Here is an 18,228-nt window from a genome sequence, read left to right on the forward strand (position 1 = left end):
CTATTTTTGTAAGTTGATTTACATTTTTTATGTCAGATATTATTCAGCTTTTACCGGATCATGTGGCCAATCAAATTGCGGCAGGAGAAGTCGTGCAGCGACCGGCGTCTATTGTGAAAGAACTTTTGGAAAATGCAATAGATGCAGATGCCACCAAAGTGGAATTGATTATAAGAGATGCTGGGAAAAACCTTATTCAGGTGGTGGATGATGGAAAAGGAATGTCTGAAACTGATGCAAGAATGGCTTTTGAAAGACATGCCACTTCAAAGATCAGAGGAACGGAAGATATTTTTAAAATTGCGACCAAAGGTTTCAGAGGTGAAGCTTTGGCTTCTATTGCGGCCGTTTCCCAGGTTGAACTGAGAACCAAACAAAAAGATGCAACGATTGGAACCAACATTTACATCGAAGGAGGTGTTTTCCAATTTCAGGATCCCATACAAACCGCAGACGGATCTAACTTTTTAGTGAAGAATCTATTCTATAACGTTCCGGCAAGAAGAAAATTCCTGAAAAATAATAATATAGAATTCAGACACGTCATCGACGAATTTCAAAGAGTTGCGCTGGCTCATGAAAACCTGGAATTTTCCTTATTTCATGATGATGAAGCTGTTTTCAGACTGAGAAAAGGAAGTCAGATGCAGCGTATTGTGGATATTTTCGGAAGAAAGCTTCAGCCACAGCTGATTCCGATTAAAGAAGATATTATCTGGTGCAAACTTCACGGATTCGTTGCAAAACCGGAGGGGGCCAAAAAAACAAGAGGCGAACAGTTTCTTTTCGTTAACGGAAGATATTTTAAAAGCCCTTATTTCAATAAAGCTGTTCAGGAAGCATTTGAAGGACTGCTTCTGCCAGGATATATTCCGACGTTTTTCCTTTTCTTAGAGCTTGATCCTGAGAAAATAGATGTCAATATCCACCCACAGAAAACAGAAGTAAAGTTTGAAGACGAACATCTTATTTTTGCTTTATTGCGCTCAACAATTAAAAGATCGCTGGGAATTTATAATGTAGCTCCGAGTCTTGATTTTGAGAAAGATCCACAACTCGATGAAATGCTGCAAAAAACGTTTCCAAGTAAAAGTAACAGCGGAGGGGGAAGCGGATTTATTAAAATGCCGGAGATCATTGTAGATAAGGACTATAATCCGTTTTTAGAAGAAAGGGGTGCGATAAAGCAGGCTGAAATTCAGAATCTGGCAGAAATGTATCATCAGAATATCGCTGCAGAACCATCAAAAATCAATCTGTTTGAAGATGAGGATTTTGATGAGGATCTGATGAGGCTGCCCAATGGATACTGGCTTTTCAATAAAGGAGACAGAACGCTGATGCTGGATTTGGGAAGAATGCATAGACTCACGGTTTCGGAAAACAATAAATCCGACAAAAAAGGATCTTCTCTTAGTCATGCCCTTCTTTTCTCTCTGGAATATCATATGAACGAGATTGAGAAAAATAAATATAAATCCATAAAAAAATACCTTCCGGAACTTGGATTTGAAATGAGTATTGCTCATGAAAATGTACTGAGAATAGATGCTGTTCCCGAAGGATTGAAAGAAACCCAGGTAATGAAGTTTCTGGAAAATCTTTTTGATATTCTTGAATATAAAACGGAAGAAGAATTTATGCAGTTTTACCAAAATCAATGGAATAAAATGCAATCCAAATCCCGTTTCGATTTCATTTATAAAAAAGATGCAGAACAACTTATCAGAGATTTTACAGCATTAGGTTTCCCGGAATTTCTTCCCAATGGAAAAAGATGTTTCTATGAAATTCCGTTTAATGATTTTAAAAACAAATTTTAAAAATGTTTAATAACATACCACCGATTACCAGGAATATTATTATTATAAATGTTATAGTATTTATTGCTGTATTTTTTTTGCCACAGTTAAATGACTTACTTTCCGCATATTATCCTTTTTCTCCAGAATTTAAATCATGGCAGATTATTACCCATATGTTTATGCATGGAAATCTGATACATATTTTATTTAATATGCTGACTCTTTATAGCTTCGGACCTATTTTGGAATACAGACTGGGAGATAAAAAGTATTTGCTTCTTTACTTTCTAAGCGGTTTAGGAGCTTTTTTCCTGTATAATCTTTGGAATTTTATTGAAGTTCAGCAATTAGTTTCAGAACTTCAATCGATGAATATTGATGCAAAAGATTTTTTGAATTCATTGATAGAAAATCCGGATAAAGTATTAATTCATAATGAGGCGGAACAAAATTTGGCTGGAATTTATTTTGGAAGAATGGTAGGAGCCTCCGGAGCAATTTTCGGAGTTATTGCTGCTTTCGCAACATTATACCCTGAAGCAAAAATTGGAATCATGTTTATCCCGGTTCCTATGAAAGTAAAATATGTGATTCCTATCGTTATTGTGATCTCAATTTATTTAGGCGTTTCAGGAAACGGAGGAGGAATTGCTCATCTTGCTCATGTCGGTGGAGCTTTGGTAGGATGGATTTTAGCCAGAATCTGGAAGAAACATTTATATAGATTTAATTAAAATCATTCTGTGAAAGTTTTTCGTCTTATCCTTTTCATACTACATTTAGGAATATTCATACTCTTGTTAGGAGTATTGATGAACAGTATTGTTCCGCCTAAAGTATTCCCGTGGCTCAATTTACTTTCCTTAGGATTTCCCATTTTAATTAGTGCATATATTCTGCTTACTTTTTTCTGGATTATAAGCTGGAAAAAACGGGCTTTTGTATTTCTTTTATTTGGATTATTGTTTTTTAAACCCGTTATAAGATGGGTAAACTTTTCATCAAAAAAAGATCAGGAAGCGAATCTGAAAATTGTTTCTTTAAATGCAAAAGGAGGAAAATTTGGAGCAGATCAAATCCAAGATTATATTGACAGGCAAAATGCAGATGTAGTTTTTTTGCAGGAACCTTCTATTCCAGATATTAATCTTAAAAATCTTTCAGGGAAAAGCAATATGCCTGTACTTTCTTTTTATTCCAGGTATGAAGTGGTAAACCATAAAAATCTTTTTGAAGGCTTAGAAAATAAAGATATAACGGCACAGTGTGAAGTGATTGATATTAACATTCGGGGAAAAATCTACAGGTGTATTAATGTGCATTTAGAGTCTTTTGGTATTGTAAAAGATATGGTAAAACTCAATGGCAATAAAGATGAAGACGAAATAAAGACGAAGAATGTTCTGAGAAAGCTTCTTGGTAATTTTAAAAATCATCAGGATCAGATTGATCTTATAAAAAAAGAAATAGAGAATTCTCCTTATCCCGTATTTGTGGTTGGAGATTTTAATTCTGTACCCAATTCTTATGAATATTACAAAGCCTCCGACAATCTTACAGATGCTTTTGTAGAAGTCGGAAGAGGAAGCGGGACCAGCTTTCACGATTTCAAATTTCCGTTGCGTATTGATTATATTTTTACCTCAAAATCCATACAGCCGGTGAGCTATAAAGTCGATCACCATGTACAGATTTCGGACCACTTTCCGGTGATAGCTACCTTTAAACTAGCAGATTAAAAATCATAAAAAGCGTTAAATAAATTCAATTGGTAGGGTTTTTGTTAAAACAAATGTGATTTACACCGTTTTATGAAGCCGAACCAGTTATTGTTATTTTCTCATATCCTCGTTGCAATTCTATTGTTATGTACTTTAGGAAATGCCTGGATTGCGCCTCGTTTACTCGGGAATTTGAATCTGCTTTCTCTGGCGTTTCCCTATCTTATCATTATTCATGTTTTGTTGACGATGGTCTGGATTTTTAAGAGAAAAAAAATTGCTGTAGTATTCGCCTTGGGAACGCTTATTTTTTTGAACCCTATCCGGAGATGGATCAATTTTTCTTCTAAAACAGATAATGTCAGAAGTATAAGAGATATTAAAGTATTGACCTTTAATGTTAAATACGGAGATTTTGGATGGGAAAAAGTGAAAAAATATATAAGAGATCAAAATGCGGATATTATATTGGTGCAGGAAAAAGATACCAACAGGGCTTTGCGTAAAGATATGGTGAAATATCCTACAGTAATCTTAAAAACAAAACACAGAATCGTAAGACAGGAGGAACTGATTACAGATAAATCAAGAGGAAATTCTTTTTATGCGGATGTTGATATCAACGGGAAAATCATTCGTGTGGTCAATGTATATCTGGAACCGTTTAGATTAAATAAAGGGATGTTTAATTTTGCAGATTTTGGAAAAGAAAACAAAATCCACACACTGCTTTCCCATATGATTCCCACGTTTCAGGCTCACGAAAACCAGATCAAAAAAATCAGAAAAGTTGTTGATCTGTCTCCTTATCCAGTAATATTGGCTGGAGATTTTAACTCTGTACCCAATTCTTATGAATATTATAATCTGGGTAAAGATCTTCAGGATGCATATTTAACTGCAGGAAACGGTATTTCTACAAGCTTTCACGATTATAAGGTTCCACTTAGGCTAGATTATATATTCAGTTCAAAATCAATTATTCCATTGAGCTATAAAGTTGATCATTCGGTTAAATTATCAGATCATTATCCGGTAATTGCAGAATTTCTATTAAATTAGTTCCATGAAAAATATTTTCTCGGCAATACTTATTTTATTAATTTTAAGTGCCTGTTCGAATAAAGAACCGGTTTCTGTTGATCATTCACAGGATTTGAAACCTAGTTATGATACTACGGCAATAGATTCTTTTTCTGCGGGAGCCACCTCTGAAGCTGTGATTATGAAAATAAAAATGTCTTCTCAGCAATATCAGGATTCTATAAAAGAGGCTGCGAAGCTTCAGGCAGAAGAAAAAAGAATTGCAGAGGAGCTGGAGAAAGAAAACAAGAAGAAGCAGGAAGAGGAAAAGAAGAAGGCCAGTGAAGAAAAACAACAAAAGACATCAGAATCTTCAGAAGTAAAAACTGAACAAAACTAAAATTATATAAATATGAAAAAACAAATTTTATCTGCATTGGCTATTTCCATTTTAGCTGTTTCTTGTACTAAATCCACTACCAAAACAGAGCAGGTGGAAAATCCGGACGGATCTGTAACCACAACTACAACTACGGTTACTGAAACTCCTTCAGGAGTGGATTCTACTAAAATCAATGAAACGAAAAAAGAAATACACGAAAAAGTAGAAGAAACAGGCAATAAAATAGATAATGCAGCTCAAGATATTAAATCTGGCGCTCAAGAGGTTGGTAAAGATGTAAAAGATGCCGCGGCAAAAGGAGCTGAAAAAGTGGAAACCGGAGCCAAAAAGCTAAAAGAAGACTTGAAAAAATAATAAAAAAACCGCAAATCACTGCGGTTTTTTTATTTATTCATTTCCAATAAAGGATCAATGTATTCCCGGTCGTTGCTTAGTCTTGGAACTTTATTTTGTCCCCCTAACTTTCCTTTTGATTCCAGCCAGTTGTAGAATAAATTTTCTTTTGCAATATGTACAATAGGCCTTTTTAGGGTCATATTATTATACCTTTTAGCTTCGTAATCAGAATTTATTGATTTTAAATGCTGATCAAAAATATCAATAAACTGTTCCAGGTCTTCCGGTTGCTGGCAGAATTCAAAGATCCATTCATGGGCCCCGCTTTCATTGTTTTTCATAAAAACAGGAGCCCCGGTAAATTCGGTAATCTTTGCATTCGTAAGCTCACATGCCTTAGTAAGGGCAGATTCCACATTGGTAATCATGAGCTCTTCTCCAAAGGCATTGATATAATGTTTTGTTCTTCCTGTAATTTTTATTCTGAACGGATTAACTGAAGTAAATACGACAGTGTCTCCGATCAGGTATCTCCATAACCCTCCATTGGTCGTAATGACCATGGCATAGTTTTTCCCTACTTCCACATCTTCCAGACTTACAACCTTAGGGTTTGAAAAATGAAACTCATCCATAGGGATAAATTCATAGAAAATACCATAATCAAGCATAAGCAGCATTTCATCACTATTAGGTTTATCCTGGATTCCAAAAAAGCCTTCGGAAGCATTATAAATCTCATAGTAATTGATGTTTTTACCTATGATTTGTTTAAACTGTTCTTTGTAAGGTTTAAAGCTAATTCCGCCATGGAAAAATACTTCCAGGTTGGGCCACAATTCTGAAATGTTTTTAGCCCCAGTTTCCTTTAATACTCTTTGTAAAAGTACCATCATCCAGCTCGGAACTCCAAGAATACTTCCTACATCTTCATTCTTAACTTCTGAAGTAATTGCCTTAAGCTTGCTTTCCCACTCTCCCATCAAAGAAACCTTTTTACTCGGAGTGGTGGTGATTTCCACCCAAAATGGTAAATTATCGATTAAAATAGCAGACAAATCTCCAAATTTGGTTTTAAAATCCGCATACAATTCCGAACTCCCTCCTAAACGTAAGTTTTTATAATTGAACAGCTGATTTTCCGGATGGTTATTGGCATAAATGGAAACCATATCTTTTCCGGCCTTCATATGACAGTATTCTAGGCTTTCATCAGAAATAGGAATGAATTTACTTTTGGCATTGGTAGTTCCGGAAGATTTGGCGAAATACTTAATATATCCCGGCCAGCTTATATCCTTTTGCCCCTGTCTTGCTTTTTCAATATAAGGCTCAAAGTCTTCATACGTAACAATCGGGACTTTATTTTTAAAATCCTGATAGCTCGATATGGAGTTAAATCCATACTTTTTGCCATATTCCGTATCCTCGGCATGAAACAATTGAGAAAAAAGAATACCTTTCTGAGTCTCAATAGGATGATTCATAAAATTCTGAATCTGATCCATCCTTTGGCGGATAAACCAGTTGACGACAGTATTGAATAGTGCTTTTGTTGCCATTTCAACAAATATAATGATATTTGGATTTTCAGGGAATTTTTTAATAGGATAAATAAAAAAACCGCTACAAATTTTGTAACGGTTTGATATTGAGATTTATTGTTTCTTAGCAATATTCATCATAAGCTGCCTGAAGGTTGGCTGCGATAGCTCCTGCAGGATTTCCTTCAATATGATGTCTTTCAAGCATATGAACCAGTTCACCATCTTTAAACAATGCCACACAAGGAGAGCTTGGAGGGAATGGAGCCAAATGTTTTCTTGCCTCTACTACAGCTTCTGTATCGAAACCTGCAAAAACAGTAGTTAAATGATCAGGTTTTTTATCTCCTGTCAAAGAATATACAACTCCCGGTCTTGCAGCTCCTGCCGCACATCCGCACACAGAGTTGATCACCAATAGAGTGGTCCCTGATTGTTTTAATGCTTCTTCTACCTGAGCCGGAGTTGTCAAATCTTGGAAGCCTTTATCTGTAAGTTCAGCCTTCATAGGCATTACTAAATCTGTTGGATACATGTTTTGTTTTTTTAGTTCTACGCAAATTTACAACATTTCTAAGTTTTTCATTAATTTATAATAACTATCATTCAATTTATTAAACCAAATAGTTTGGTAATTAGAATATTAAAATAATAATAAATTTCAATGATGTTTGATTTATATGTGCTAATATTGGAAAATATTTATTAATTTTGAAACAGATTCTAAAAACAATCTTCCATGAAAAAAAACTTATAATTAAAATATAAGGATTATATCGGGTGTAAAAGTCTGATTGATAGTGTAATTCCCTCACCTTTGTTTTATCCGTATTATGTTTTTAGAATTGACATCGGATAAATAAAGAACTACAATAAAGCCTATAACAATTGTTATGGGTTTTTTATTTTACATGATATCTTTGTATAAATGAAGCCCGGAACCTTGGTTCCGGGCTTCTTTAATCAAATCGATATGCAAAGGTTGAATATCCGTTTTTAAAATTGGTTGATGGGTTTTAGTTGATAGTTGACCAGTATTAATCCAACAACAAACAACTACTAACCAACAACTAAGAAAGCAGCTTTTTAGCCATCTCGGAGATACTTTTTCCGTCAGATTTTCCGGCCAATGTTTTTGATGCTACTCCCATTACTTTTCCTAAATCTTTTACAGATTCAGCGCCTGTTTCAGCGATAATGTTTTTCATTTCTGCTTCAAGTTCTTCTGCAGAAAGCTGTTTGGGTAGAAATTGCTCAATAACTTTCATTTGAGCTTCCTCCACTTCTGCAAGGTCATTTCTTCCTTGTGCAGTAAACTGATCGTAAGAGTCCTTACGTTGTTTTACCATTCTCTGAAGAATAGCAATTTCTTGTTCTGCTGTAACTTCTGCTCCTACAGCTTCCGTCTTTAGCAGTAATATTTGAGATTTTACAGCACGAAGAGAATCCAAGGCCACTTTGTCTTTGGCTCTCATTGCTGTTTTTATCGCTTCGTTTATTGTATTTTCTAAGCTCATGTTGTTAATTTGAAAATTTGAAAATGAGATAATTTGAAAATGTAATAACTATTTTATGAAAGAATTGAAAAATTTTCAAATTACCACATTCTCAAATTAAATTTAGTCTACATCTTTATTTAAAAATCTGTTTTCTCTGATCTGCATATTTCCGTTATTATCGGAAAGATAAGTATTGATGTTCTGGTCAGAAGCATTGTTCCCATCAATGGAAATATTCTTTCTCTTGAATGCAGGTACAGATTCAAACTCACTTGAGCTGTCAAAACTTTGATAACGTGAGTTGAACTCTTTTAGTTTATTTCTTCTCTCAATAATTCTATCCTGATCAATTGTCTTGTTCACAAAAGTGAACTCTTCTTCTGCCGGTTTTGAAACTTCAGCTTCTGTTTTGTTCTCAAAAGTTGACTTGGTTTCCATTTTAGGCTCTTCCTGTTTCGTCTGAAAGAAGGTTTCAATTTTTTGAGCGGGCTCCTGAACGATTGTATTGTTTGGAGTCGTAAAGTCTGTTTTAGGCTGCCCGAAATCAGCTTTAGGCTCATTAATCGTTTCGTTGACAAAGAAATTAAACTCTACCGGCTTCTCTTCTGAATAAGAATTGCTGAAGGTATTTGCCTGAGGTTCTTCTTTTTTATTATCGAAGTCAAACTTGAAAGATTCAATTTCCAGATCGTTAGGATCTTCTGCTTCCTCATCTAAAGAAAATAAATTGAAAGATTCTTCCTGTTCTTCTTCATTTCTCCAGTTCTGAGTAGGGTTATCCAATGTATCTTCCTCTTTATCAAAGAATTTTATTTCTGTTTTTATTTCTTCACTGTCAACAATCATTTTTTTTTCAGTAGTCGTAGACCCGAACTGTGGAGTATCGTTGTCATCATCCAGCCTGAATAGGTTTTTACCTCCAAAATCATGTGTTTCTTCTGTTGTTGCCTCTCTTTCTTCTCTTGTTTTGAAAGGAGAAGCTTTTGGAGTATCAAAAGTATCATTTAGGCTGATCTTGATCTTTTCAGTAGGCCCTGAAAACTTTTTATTGTCATTTGAAAAACCTGTAGCAATAACAAGAACGCTTACAGAATCTCCCAGTTCTTCATCGGCACCAACCCCGAAAATGATATCAGCCGTATTTCCTGCCTCTTTCTGGATATGATCCATAATCACCCCGATTTCATCCATGGTAACTTCTTCTACACCACTTCTGATCAACAATAGGACGTTTTTCGCTCCGGTAATTTTGTTGTCATTCAATAATGGAGAATCTAATGCTTTTTTCACTGCTTCTTCAGCTTTGTTTTCGCCCGAAGCAATACCTGTAGACATCAAAGCCGTTCCTGAATTTTGAAGCACAGATTTAGCATCTCTAAAGTCAATGTTTACATCGAAGTAACCTGTAATAACTTCTGCCATTCCTTTGGCAGCGTTCGTTAAAACTTCATCGGCTTTGGAGAACCCCTGCTTGAATCCAAGGTTTCCGAACTGTTGTCTTAATTTATCGTTATTGATGACAATTAGTGAGTCAACATTATTTCTTAATTTATCAAGGCCGTTTTCTGCCTGCTCCAATCTTCTTTTTCCTTCAAAGCTGAAAGGAACGGTAACGATTCCTACGGTAAGAATTCCCATATCTTTTGCCACTTTAGCAATAACGGGAGCAGCTCCGGTTCCTGTTCCACCACCCATTCCGGCAGTGATGAATACCATTTTGGTATTTTGTCCCATAGCTGCTTTGATGTCTTCGATACTTTCGATAGCCGATTTTTCTCCTACTTCAGGATCGGCTCCTGCACCAAGACCTTCTGTGATGGTTGTTCCCAACTGTACTTTGTTGGCAACCGGGTTATTGTCTAATGTTTGAGCATCAGTATTACATATCACGAAATCTACTCCGTGAATTCCTTTCTCGTACATGTGTTTTAGTGCGTTGTTTCCACCGCCACCTACACCAATTACTTTGATGATCGATGAATTTCCTTTTGGTAAATCAAATGAAAATCCCTGTGTACCTATATTTTCCATAACTGTTCTTTTAATAGTTGATAATTGATGAATGATGCTGGATAAGGAAAGACCGTTTATCCCTGATGATTCATCATTTATAATTTATTCTACTTCTTCGAAGAATTTTTTTACTTTTTCCATAAGCGACTGTCCGAAAGTCAGTTTTGCCGCTCTTTTGCTTTCGTTTTGTTCTGCTGTAACTTCTTGGTGCTGTACGGTTTCAATGGGCTGAACAGGCTGCTGCACTGTTTCCGTTTGAATCGTTACAGTTTCCGTTTTTGGCTGAGGTTGCTCCACAACAGGTTCTTCTTCGATACTGTTAATCTTTTTATCTCTGATTTTCAAACTTTCCATTAGTAAACCAATAGAAGTTGCAAATTCAGGTCCTTTAAGATATTGATTTTTATCGTTCGCAATGTATTCGTTTGCAAAACCAATTCTGCTATCAAAACCTGTTGTATAGTTAGCCAACTGACGAAGATGTTTCAGGTTTGAACCACCACCGGTCAGAACAATTCCGGCAATCAGTTTTTTCTTTTGTTCGAAAGCACCGTAAGCCTTTAATTCTGTATTAACCATTTCCAAAATTTCTTCTACTCTTGCATTGATGATCTGTGCTAAAGTTTTCAATGAAATTTCTTTATCCGGTCTTCCGTGAAGTCCGGGAATGGTAACATATGTACTGTCTTTTTCCAACTCAGGAACTGCAGAACCGAACTTAACTTTTAATTGCTCGGCGTGCTTTTCAATAATTGAACAGCCTTCTTTAATGTCTTCGGTAATAATTCCCCCTCCGTAAGGAATGACGCAGGTATGACGAATGATATTGTCTTTAAAGATGGCAATATCCGTTGTTCCACCACCGATATCCACGATGGCTACCCCTGCTTCTTTTTCTTCTTTTGTAAGAACAGCTTCTGAGGATGCTAAAGGCTCCAACGTAAGGGCTTCCATTTCTAAGCCGGCTTCACGAACGCATCTCGCAATGTTTCGGATGCTTCCCATTTGCCCCACTACAACGTGGAAGTTGGCCTCCAGACGTTTCCCATGCATTCCGACAGGCTCCTGAATTTCACCTTCGGAATCTACTTTATATTCTTGAGGAAGTACATGGATAATTTCTTCACCAGGAAGCATTACCAGTTTTTTTACCTGGTCCTTCAATGCTTCAATGTCATCATCTGTAATGAATTTATCCGGATGTTCACGCATAATATAATCGGAGTGCTGCAGAGAACGAATGTGTTTTCCAGCAATTCCCACCGTTACTTTACGGATAGGAACTCCTGCGCTGGACTGTGCTTCAGAAACAGCAGCTTTGATTGAATTAATGGTTTGCGAAATATTATTCACAATACCTTTGTGAACACCAAGACTCTTTGCCTTTCCTACACCGAGAACTTCTATTTTCCCGTGTGCATTCCTCCTTCCGACAATGGCGACAATCTTTGTTGTCCCAATGTCCAGACCTACTGAATACTCTTGATTTTCCATTTGTTGATATCGATTTGATTTTTTATTCTATTTTAACTTTTGCTTTAGGCTTTGCAGCCGCTGCTTTTTTCTCTGTTTTCTTCGTTTCCTTGAGCTTGGTTATGGCTTTTGGTTTTGAAGAAGTGGAGCTTGGCCTTTTTACTGCCGCCGCTTTGGGGAGAACTTCTGCTGTTTTCCTGACTGCGGGTGGTGCTGTTGAGGTTTTTGCCAGTTCTTTATTTCCTACGTTCAGAATACTGTCATTTTCTTTAAAATACGGATTCAAAGTCGTGACAATCTGATTCTGATATTTTACAGAAATCTTGTTGTATTTCTGAGGATCCTGGTAGACCAGATATTTTTCTACGAAGGCTTTAAATCCTTTTACTTTAAATTCAATATTATCTAAGTCTCCGATTTCCACTTTATAATTTCCCTCACTGGTCAGCAGGTTATAATTTCCTTTATAATCTTTTGAGATTCCTATAAAATATTTTTTACTGAAATCATCTTTATCAATTTTATTAACCAACTCGGCCAGCTGACGGTATTCATCTTTCTGTACATCTCCGGTTACCAGCATACAAGGATGCGAATAAGTTTTTGAAATCGGAAACTCGGTTCCTTTTTCATCCACATAAAAATCTCTTCCTTCTTTGTTTAATCTGAAAACAGGAACTCTCTGTTTAATGTCTAAATTTAATTTTCCATTTAGATTCAAATAAACATTCGCGCTGTCAACAGCCGGAAGATTACTGATCTTCTTTTCCAGGGCCGGAATATTCAAATCGCCAACTTTCCCGGAAGGGTTTTCTTTTTTTACGATCTCACGGATATCTTTTTCATCAATAAAATACACCAGTGTTTTACCATTATTCATTTTTACAGAAATCTTATCATCTGTAATCTTCTGTCTGCTGAATTTTCTCAAAGAGAAGCTCAACAGAAATCCTAGAATGATAACTGTGATGACAATTTTTAATATTCTGTATTTATTTTTCATAAATGAGTTCCGGTTTTTTTTGTCCGGATTTTATTTTTTACTTAACCACTCACAGATAGGATCGTACAGGGTATCAATATTTCCTGCACCTACCGTAAGAAGGATGTCAAAATCTTTTTCTTTTATTGTATTGAAAGCATTACTTAAAGTAGATACTTCCTTTTTATCTAATGTTACTTTATCCAATAACCAGCTTGAAGTAATGCCTTCAAAGTTTTCCTGAAGTTCTCTTGCCGGATAAATATCAAGCAAAATCAATTCATCAGCATGGCTTAAGCTTTCCGCAAATCCGTCTGCAAAATCTCTTGTTCTGCTGAAAAGGTGGGGCTGGAAAGCCACCAATAATTTCTTTTCCGGGTAAAAAGTTCGAATCGAGCTCATCACCGCATTGATTTCTGTCGGATGATGGGCATAATCGTCGATATAGATTTTACCGTTTTCGTATCTGTGTTTGGTATATCTTCTTTTAATTCCTTTAAAATTGGCAATTGCTTTTTTCAGTGTTTCAAAGTCAACGCCCAAATTGTTTAAAATCGCCAACGCAACGGTCGCATTTTCAACATTGTGAATTCCCGGAATTTCCCAGATAAAGTCTTTAACAGTTTCAGTCGGTGTATGGAAATCAAAATAGATTTTATCGTTCTCCATTCTAAGGTTATCTGAATAATAATCAGCAACCTCGTTTACAGCATATGTTAAAGATGGTCTTCCGATCTCAATTCCTTTTCTTACAAAAAGCTGTTTATCATTCGGAACTAAAGCGGCAAACTGTCTGAAACCTTCTTCAATATGGCTTTTATCTCCATAAATATCCAAATGATCCGCATCTGTGGAAGTGATCACTGCCCAATCCGGGGAAAGATTCAAAAAACTTCTGTCGTATTCATCTGCTTCCACTACAGAATATTGAGGACCGTTGTACAAGAAATTCGATTTAAAATTCTCAGAAATTCCACCCAGGAAACAAGAGAAAGGTAGATCTGCTTCTTTACATAAATGAGCAACTAAAGTAGAAGTTGTTGTCTTCCCGTGAGTTCCTGCAACAGCAATGCAATCTGTGTTTTCTGTAATTAAACCCAGAACTTTTGCACGTTTTAATACCTCAAATTCATTAGCAATAAAATAATCTAAAATCCCCAATTTTTTAATCGCAGGAGTATAAATTACCAATGTATCTTCTTTCTGAAGGGAAGAGATTTTTTCATCAATGACATCTTCAAAAACAATATCAATTCCTTCGCTCATTAAAGCCGTCGTCAATTTGGTGTTGGTTTTATCGTAGCCCAAAACTTTTTTACCCGAAGCATGGAAGTAACGCGCCAAAGCACTCATTCCTATCCCTCCGATTCCAACGAAGTAAAAATTTTGATATGTTTCTAAAACTTTCATTATTTAATTAAAATATTTAAAGATTAAATGATTAAAAAATTAATTCAAATTATCTTATTTTATCACTTTAAAAATCTCATCTACAATCTCTTTTGCGGCATTGGGCTTGGCAAAATATTTCAGATTTTCAGACATTTCTTTTCTTACATTTTCATTTTCGCAGATTTCTGAAAGGGTATTCCAGAATTTTTCCTGCATTTCTGAGTCTTTTACCATTCTGGCTGCATTTTTCTCAACCAGATTCATGGCGTTTATGGTTTGATGGTCTTCCGCTGCAAACGGGAAAGGCACCAATAAAACCGGCTTCTGTGCTACCGCCAACTCTGAAATGGCAATAGCACCGGCTCTGGAAACGATCACATCTGCTGCAGAGTAAGCTGTTTCCATGTCTTTGATGAACTCTTTCAACTGAATTTGAGATCCTAGATCTGAAATTTGAGATTCATTGCTCAATTCTTTATAATCCAGTTTTCCGGTTTGCCAGATCAATTGATAGCCTTTTTCTTTCAGGTTTTCTAAATTGTCTTTCCAACCATTATTTAATGTTCTTGAGCCTAAAGATCCACCAACCGATAAAATCGTCAGTTTGTCTTTATCTAAGCCCATTTTTTCCTTTGCCTGAGTTTTTTCCTGCATTCCTGAAACAATATTCTCACGAATCGGATTTCCCATAAACTTTATTTTTTCAGCCGGAAAACCTTCCACTTTCGGATAGGCGGTAAATACGGCTTTTGCTTTTTTACTTAAAATCTTATTTGTTACCCCTGCATGTGCATTCTGTTCCTGAATAAAAATAGGAATTCCAAGCTTGCTGGCTTCATACAAAGCAGGCCCGCTTGCAAAACCTCCTGTCCCCACTGCAAAATCCGGAGCAAAGCTTTTAATGATCTTCTTAGATTTAGTTAAGCTTTTTAAAATTTTAAATGGCAAACCTAAGTTCGACAGTATATTTCCTCTGTCAATTCCTGCAATGTCGATTCCTTCAATTTTATAGCCAGCCTGCGGAACTTTTTCCATTTCCATTTTTCCGTTGGCTCCGATGAACAAAAACTCAGCATCAGGAAATCTTTTCTTGATTTCATCTGCAATAGCGATGGCAGGGAAGATGTGACCTCCTGTTCCTCCGCCGGATAATAATACTTTTAGTTTCTTGTTCATACTACTAATTATGCTGTTGGCAAATTTTCAATTAAATCAATAAAATCAACATATACCCAAATCTCAATTTTATCTTCAATCAGTTTTACTGAAATCTCTTTAACATTATAAACAGAATCATTAAGTTCAATAATTTCGGTAGATTCTAATTTATATGATTCCAAAAAATTAATGATTTCCACATCGGTATCAAATACCAATATGTCTTCAGCGTTTTTGTTATCAATAAATCTTATTAAACTTATTTCCATTTTATTTTGTTTTAAGCAATGTCATTGATCTCGGCTATACTTTGTTTTTTGCCCATTCCTTCTTCATCATATATCTGGATTCTAGAGCTGATATTTAAGATAATTCCCAATTGCAAATACGTTACCAACATTGAGGTTCCTCCATAACTTATTAATGGGAGAGGCTGCCCCGTTACAGGAATTAAATTCACTGCAACGGCAATATTTACAGAGAGTTGTATAAAAATCATCACTCCGAGACTGAGAACGAGCAAAGACCCGAAAAAAGCAGGCATCTTACTGGCTATCATTACGATACGAATCATCATGATCAAATACATACTGATCAAAAATGCTGCGCCAATTACTCCATATTCTTCTACAATTACCGCAAAAATAAAGTCGGAAGCAGACTGCGGAAGCATTTGTTTTAAAGCACTTTTCCCAGGTCCCATTCCTGTTACTCCACCATGAACGATAGCTGCTTTAGCCATCATTACCTGGTAGTTTTTGGCTTTTACGCTTTCATCATCAACATCCGCTGTTTTTGCTTTGCTTGAGGTGAATGTCTCGATACGGCTCATCCATGTATGGACACGGTTTCCTCCGATAAGGTTGGTATTTAAAGCAACCAATAAAAACAGAACAATGGCTACAAATGATGCGGAAATAAATCCGGCAATATATTTCCAGTGTAGCTGACCGATAATCAAAACAATCACAGAGACCATTAAAATCATCAATGCGGTGGAACCGTTATCTTTTGCTACCAATACGAAAACCAATAGGATAGGTCCGAAAATATACATGATATTCTCAATCGGAAGTCTTTCCCGGGTTATTTTCTTAGTTAAATACCGGCACAGATAGATAATCAACATTAAAAAAGCAAACGATGATGGTTGGAAGGAGATCGGTGTTCCCGGAATTTTCAGCCACCTTGAAGCACTCGCTCCGTCGATGGTTTGTCCGGTAAACATGGTGACAATCAGCAGTACAATCATTAAACCGAGCAGGATACTGCTTAGTTTTCCGATATATTCGTACTTCACCATTCCGACTACCCGCATAATCCCCAAACCTAAAACCACAAAGAACATATGTTTGATAACGTGACCGGTTGTAGTCCCGTTATTGACGATATATTCCAGATTCGAACTTGCAGAATATACTGGGAAAATAGAGAAAATGGAGATCACAAGAATGACCATCCAAAGTACTTTATCGCCCTTTAGAAATTCAAATCTGTTGTCTGTATCTTGTTCGTTCATATATTATGCTCTAGGCTTTTGGCTAATTGCCATTGGCTTTTAATACTTGTTCTTTAAACTGACGGCCTCTGTCTTCATAGCTTTTGAATAAATCAAAACTTGCACAGCATGGAGACAATAAAACCGTATCTCCAGCTTTGGCCAGCGATTTTGAAATCTTCACTGCTTCCTCCATACTAGAGGTATCATAAATAAATTCTTTTTTGTCTTTAAAGAAATTTATAATTTTTTGATTGTCAATTCCTAAGCAGACAATTGCTTTTACTTTTCTTTTAACTAAATCCTCAATTTCGGTATAGTTGTTCCCTTTATCCAGACCTCCAACAATCCAAACCGTAGGGTTTTTCATGCTTTCTAAAGCATAATACGTTGCATTAACGTTTGTTGCTTTACTGTCGTTGATATATTTAACGCCTTCAATCTCGGTCACAAACTCCAGTCTGTGCTCAACCGCCTGAAAAGTCATTAGCGAATTTCTTATGCTTTCATTACTGATGTTCAGTATTTTACCTGCAATTGAAGCCGCTAAGCTGTTGGCTACGTTATGATTTCCTAACAGAGATAATTCTTCAATTTTCATGGAGAACTTATCCTGAAGATCCACTTCAATATTTTCACCATCAATAAATCCTCCTTCAGACAATTTTTCTTTTGTTGAGAAGGGGATCATTTTTGCCTTTATTTCCAGCTTTTCAAGAAGATTTTTACTCATTTCATCGTCTTTATTATAGATGAAAAAATTATCATTTTCCTGATTTTCAGTAATTCTAAATTTTGCTAAAGCATATTCTTCATAATTGTAATTGTACTGATCCAAATGATCCTGTGACAAGTTCAATAATAAAGAAATATAAGGTCTGAAATTCTGAATATCATCAAGCTGGAAAGAGCTAACTTCCAGTACATAATATTCATGGTTTTCATCAGCAACCTGTTTTGCAAAGCTGTATCCGATATTTCCCCCTAAGCCGACATTTAATCCGTCATTTTTTAAAATATAATAGATTAAAGAGGTCGTTGTTGTTTTCCCATTACTTCCTGTGATCGCGATGATTTTAGCATCAGTAAACTCCGAAGCAAATTCAATTTCAGAAGAAAGTCTGATTCCTTTTTCATGAATTTTATGAATGATTTCTGCTTTTTTCGGAATCCCCGGACTTTTTACAATCCAGTCTGCATTTAATATTCTTTCTTCATCATGGTTTTCTTCTTCAAACTCAATGTCATTCTCCGTAAGAAACTGTTTATAGTTATCCTTAATGGCTCCTTTGTCTGAAAGAAAAACTTCCAGGCCTTCTTTTTTAGCCAAATAAGCAGCTCCGCAACCGCTTTCTCCTCCTCCTAAAACAACTATTTTCAT

The 18,228-nt window shown here is 35.9% G+C and carries 17 protein-coding genes; 6 read left to right on the top strand and 11 right to left on the bottom strand.

Translation table 11 applies throughout. The annotated features are described in order from the left end of the window. Nucleotides 1-29 precede the first annotated feature (29 nt). The 6 genes from mutL to MKS83_RS15050 all read left to right on the top strand — a co-directional run bounded on the left by mutL (nucleotide 30) and on the right by MKS83_RS15050 (nucleotide 5,306). Nucleotides 30-1,823, top strand: coding sequence for a DNA mismatch repair endonuclease MutL (mutL, locus tag MKS83_RS15025; protein ID WP_240580327.1), 1,794 nt, complete (start codon nucleotides 30-32; stop codon nucleotides 1,821-1,823). Nucleotides 1,824-1,825: 2 nt separating this feature from the next. Beyond that, a complete protein-coding gene (locus MKS83_RS15030) occupies nucleotides 1,826-2,539 on the top strand; it encodes a rhomboid family intramembrane serine protease (RefSeq protein ID WP_240580328.1) in 714 nt (237 codons plus the stop codon). Between the two features lie 9 nt (nucleotides 2,540-2,548). Continuing rightward, the gene (locus MKS83_RS15035; RefSeq protein ID WP_240580329.1) at nucleotides 2,549-3,544 is read left to right on the top strand and encodes an endonuclease/exonuclease/phosphatase family protein; all 996 of its coding nucleotides are present in this window, start codon (nucleotides 2,549-2,551) and stop codon (nucleotides 3,542-3,544) included. 72 nt (nucleotides 3,545-3,616) lie between these two features. Then, nucleotides 3,617-4,588, top strand: a complete 972-nt coding sequence (locus tag MKS83_RS15040) for an endonuclease/exonuclease/phosphatase family protein (RefSeq protein ID WP_240580330.1) — start codon at nucleotides 3,617-3,619, stop codon at nucleotides 4,586-4,588. A 4-nt stretch (nucleotides 4,589-4,592) separates the two neighbouring features. Then, nucleotides 4,593-4,949, top strand: a complete 357-nt coding sequence (locus MKS83_RS15045; RefSeq protein ID WP_240580331.1) for a hypothetical protein — start codon at nucleotides 4,593-4,595, stop codon at nucleotides 4,947-4,949. A 12-nt stretch (nucleotides 4,950-4,961) separates the two neighbouring features. Continuing rightward, the gene (locus MKS83_RS15050) at nucleotides 4,962-5,306 is read left to right on the top strand and encodes a hypothetical protein (protein ID WP_100377598.1); all 345 of its coding nucleotides are present in this window, start codon (nucleotides 4,962-4,964) and stop codon (nucleotides 5,304-5,306) included. A gap of 29 nt (nucleotides 5,307-5,335) precedes the next feature. Here the strand turns inward: MKS83_RS15050 and MKS83_RS15055 are convergent, their stop codons facing one another. From MKS83_RS15055 to murD, 11 genes are all read right to left on the bottom strand, one after another. Then, entirely contained in the window at nucleotides 5,336-6,850 is a 1,515-nt protein-coding gene (locus MKS83_RS15055; RefSeq protein WP_240580332.1) for a GH3 auxin-responsive promoter family protein, read from the bottom strand. A gap of 106 nt (nucleotides 6,851-6,956) precedes the next feature. Continuing rightward, the gene (locus MKS83_RS15060; protein WP_047099553.1) at nucleotides 6,957-7,367 is read right to left on the bottom strand and encodes a BrxA/BrxB family bacilliredoxin; all 411 of its coding nucleotides are present in this window, start codon (nucleotides 7,365-7,367) and stop codon (nucleotides 6,957-6,959) included. Between the two features lie 535 nt (nucleotides 7,368-7,902). Then, on the bottom strand, nucleotides 7,903-8,349 hold the full coding sequence (locus tag MKS83_RS15065) for a GatB/YqeY domain-containing protein (RefSeq protein ID WP_100377600.1): 447 nt from the start codon (nucleotides 8,347-8,349) through the stop codon (nucleotides 7,903-7,905). 102 nt (nucleotides 8,350-8,451) lie between these two features. Next, nucleotides 8,452-10,362 carry a cell division protein FtsZ gene (gene ftsZ / locus MKS83_RS15070; protein WP_240580333.1) on the bottom strand — a complete coding sequence of 637 codons (1,911 nt, stop codon included), beginning with the start codon at nucleotides 10,360-10,362 and terminating at the stop codon, nucleotides 8,452-8,454. Nucleotides 10,363-10,446: 84 nt separating this feature from the next. Beyond that, nucleotides 10,447-11,838 carry a cell division protein FtsA gene (gene ftsA, locus MKS83_RS15075; protein ID WP_240580334.1) on the bottom strand — a complete coding sequence of 464 codons (1,392 nt, stop codon included), beginning with the start codon at nucleotides 11,836-11,838 and terminating at the stop codon, nucleotides 10,447-10,449. Nucleotides 11,839-11,860: 22 nt separating this feature from the next. Next, nucleotides 11,861-12,820 carry a cell division protein FtsQ/DivIB gene (locus tag MKS83_RS15080; protein ID WP_240580335.1) on the bottom strand — a complete coding sequence of 320 codons (960 nt, stop codon included), beginning with the start codon at nucleotides 12,818-12,820 and terminating at the stop codon, nucleotides 11,861-11,863. Nucleotides 12,821-12,850: 30 nt separating this feature from the next. Continuing rightward, nucleotides 12,851-14,209, bottom strand: coding sequence for a UDP-N-acetylmuramate--L-alanine ligase (gene murC, locus MKS83_RS15085; RefSeq protein WP_240580336.1), 1,359 nt, complete (start codon nucleotides 14,207-14,209; stop codon nucleotides 12,851-12,853). A gap of 54 nt (nucleotides 14,210-14,263) precedes the next feature. Continuing rightward, nucleotides 14,264-15,367 carry an undecaprenyldiphospho-muramoylpentapeptide beta-N-acetylglucosaminyltransferase gene (gene murG / locus MKS83_RS15090; protein WP_240580337.1) on the bottom strand — a complete coding sequence of 368 codons (1,104 nt, stop codon included), beginning with the start codon at nucleotides 15,365-15,367 and terminating at the stop codon, nucleotides 14,264-14,266. Between the two features lie 8 nt (nucleotides 15,368-15,375). After that, a complete protein-coding gene (locus MKS83_RS15095; protein WP_100377605.1) occupies nucleotides 15,376-15,618 on the bottom strand; it encodes a hypothetical protein in 243 nt (80 codons plus the stop codon). Nucleotides 15,619-15,629: 11 nt separating this feature from the next. Next, nucleotides 15,630-16,868 carry an FtsW/RodA/SpoVE family cell cycle protein gene (locus MKS83_RS15100; protein WP_100377606.1) on the bottom strand — a complete coding sequence of 413 codons (1,239 nt, stop codon included), beginning with the start codon at nucleotides 16,866-16,868 and terminating at the stop codon, nucleotides 15,630-15,632. Nucleotides 16,869-16,890: 22 nt separating this feature from the next. After that, entirely contained in the window at nucleotides 16,891-18,228 is a 1,338-nt protein-coding gene (gene murD, locus MKS83_RS15105) for a UDP-N-acetylmuramoyl-L-alanine--D-glutamate ligase (RefSeq protein ID WP_240580338.1), read from the bottom strand.

It is taken from the genome of Chryseobacterium sp. Y16C, from assembly GCF_022488405.1.
Lineage (GTDB): Bacteria > Bacteroidota > Bacteroidia > Flavobacteriales > Weeksellaceae > Chryseobacterium > Chryseobacterium geocarposphaerae.

What these genes read in the sequence shown, in the direction of transcription:
- mutL (WP_240580327.1), top strand. Translation starts at nt 30, where the DNA reads ATGTCAGATATTATTCAGCTTTTACCGGATCATGTGGCCAATCAAATT.
- MKS83_RS15030 (WP_240580328.1), top strand. Translation starts at nt 1,826, where the DNA reads ATGTTTAATAACATACCACCGATTACCAGGAATATTATTATTATAAAT.
- MKS83_RS15040 (WP_240580330.1), top strand. Translation starts at nt 3,617, where the DNA reads ATGAAGCCGAACCAGTTATTGTTATTTTCTCATATCCTCGTTGCAATT.
- MKS83_RS15045 (WP_240580331.1), top strand. Translation starts at nt 4,593, where the DNA reads ATGAAAAATATTTTCTCGGCAATACTTATTTTATTAATTTTAAGTGCC.
- MKS83_RS15050 (WP_100377598.1), top strand. Translation starts at nt 4,962, where the DNA reads ATGAAAAAACAAATTTTATCTGCATTGGCTATTTCCATTTTAGCTGTT.
- MKS83_RS15055 (WP_240580332.1), bottom strand. Translation starts at nt 6,850, where the DNA reads ATGGCAACAAAAGCACTATTCAATACTGTCGTCAACTGGTTTATCCGC.
- MKS83_RS15060 (WP_047099553.1), bottom strand. Translation starts at nt 7,367, where the DNA reads ATGTATCCAACAGATTTAGTAATGCCTATGAAGGCTGAACTTACAGAT.
- MKS83_RS15065 (WP_100377600.1), bottom strand. Translation starts at nt 8,349, where the DNA reads ATGAGCTTAGAAAATACAATAAACGAAGCGATAAAAACAGCAATGAGA.
- ftsZ (WP_240580333.1), bottom strand. Translation starts at nt 10,362, where the DNA reads ATGGAAAATATAGGTACACAGGGATTTTCATTTGATTTACCAAAAGGA.
- ftsA (WP_240580334.1), bottom strand. Translation starts at nt 11,838, where the DNA reads ATGGAAAATCAAGAGTATTCAGTAGGTCTGGACATTGGGACAACAAAG.
- MKS83_RS15080 (WP_240580335.1), bottom strand. Translation starts at nt 12,820, where the DNA reads ATGAAAAATAAATACAGAATATTAAAAATTGTCATCACAGTTATCATT.
- murC (WP_240580336.1), bottom strand. Translation starts at nt 14,209, where the DNA reads ATGAAAGTTTTAGAAACATATCAAAATTTTTACTTCGTTGGAATCGGA.
- murG (WP_240580337.1), bottom strand. Translation starts at nt 15,367, where the DNA reads ATGAACAAGAAACTAAAAGTATTATTATCCGGCGGAGGAACAGGAGGT.
- MKS83_RS15095 (WP_100377605.1), bottom strand. Translation starts at nt 15,618, where the DNA reads ATGGAAATAAGTTTAATAAGATTTATTGATAACAAAAACGCTGAAGAC.
- MKS83_RS15100 (WP_100377606.1), bottom strand. Translation starts at nt 16,868, where the DNA reads ATGAACGAACAAGATACAGACAACAGATTTGAATTTCTAAAGGGCGAT.
- murD (WP_240580338.1), bottom strand. Translation starts at nt 18,228, where the DNA reads ATGAAAATAGTTGTTTTAGGAGGAGGAGAAAGCGGTTGCGGAGCTGCT.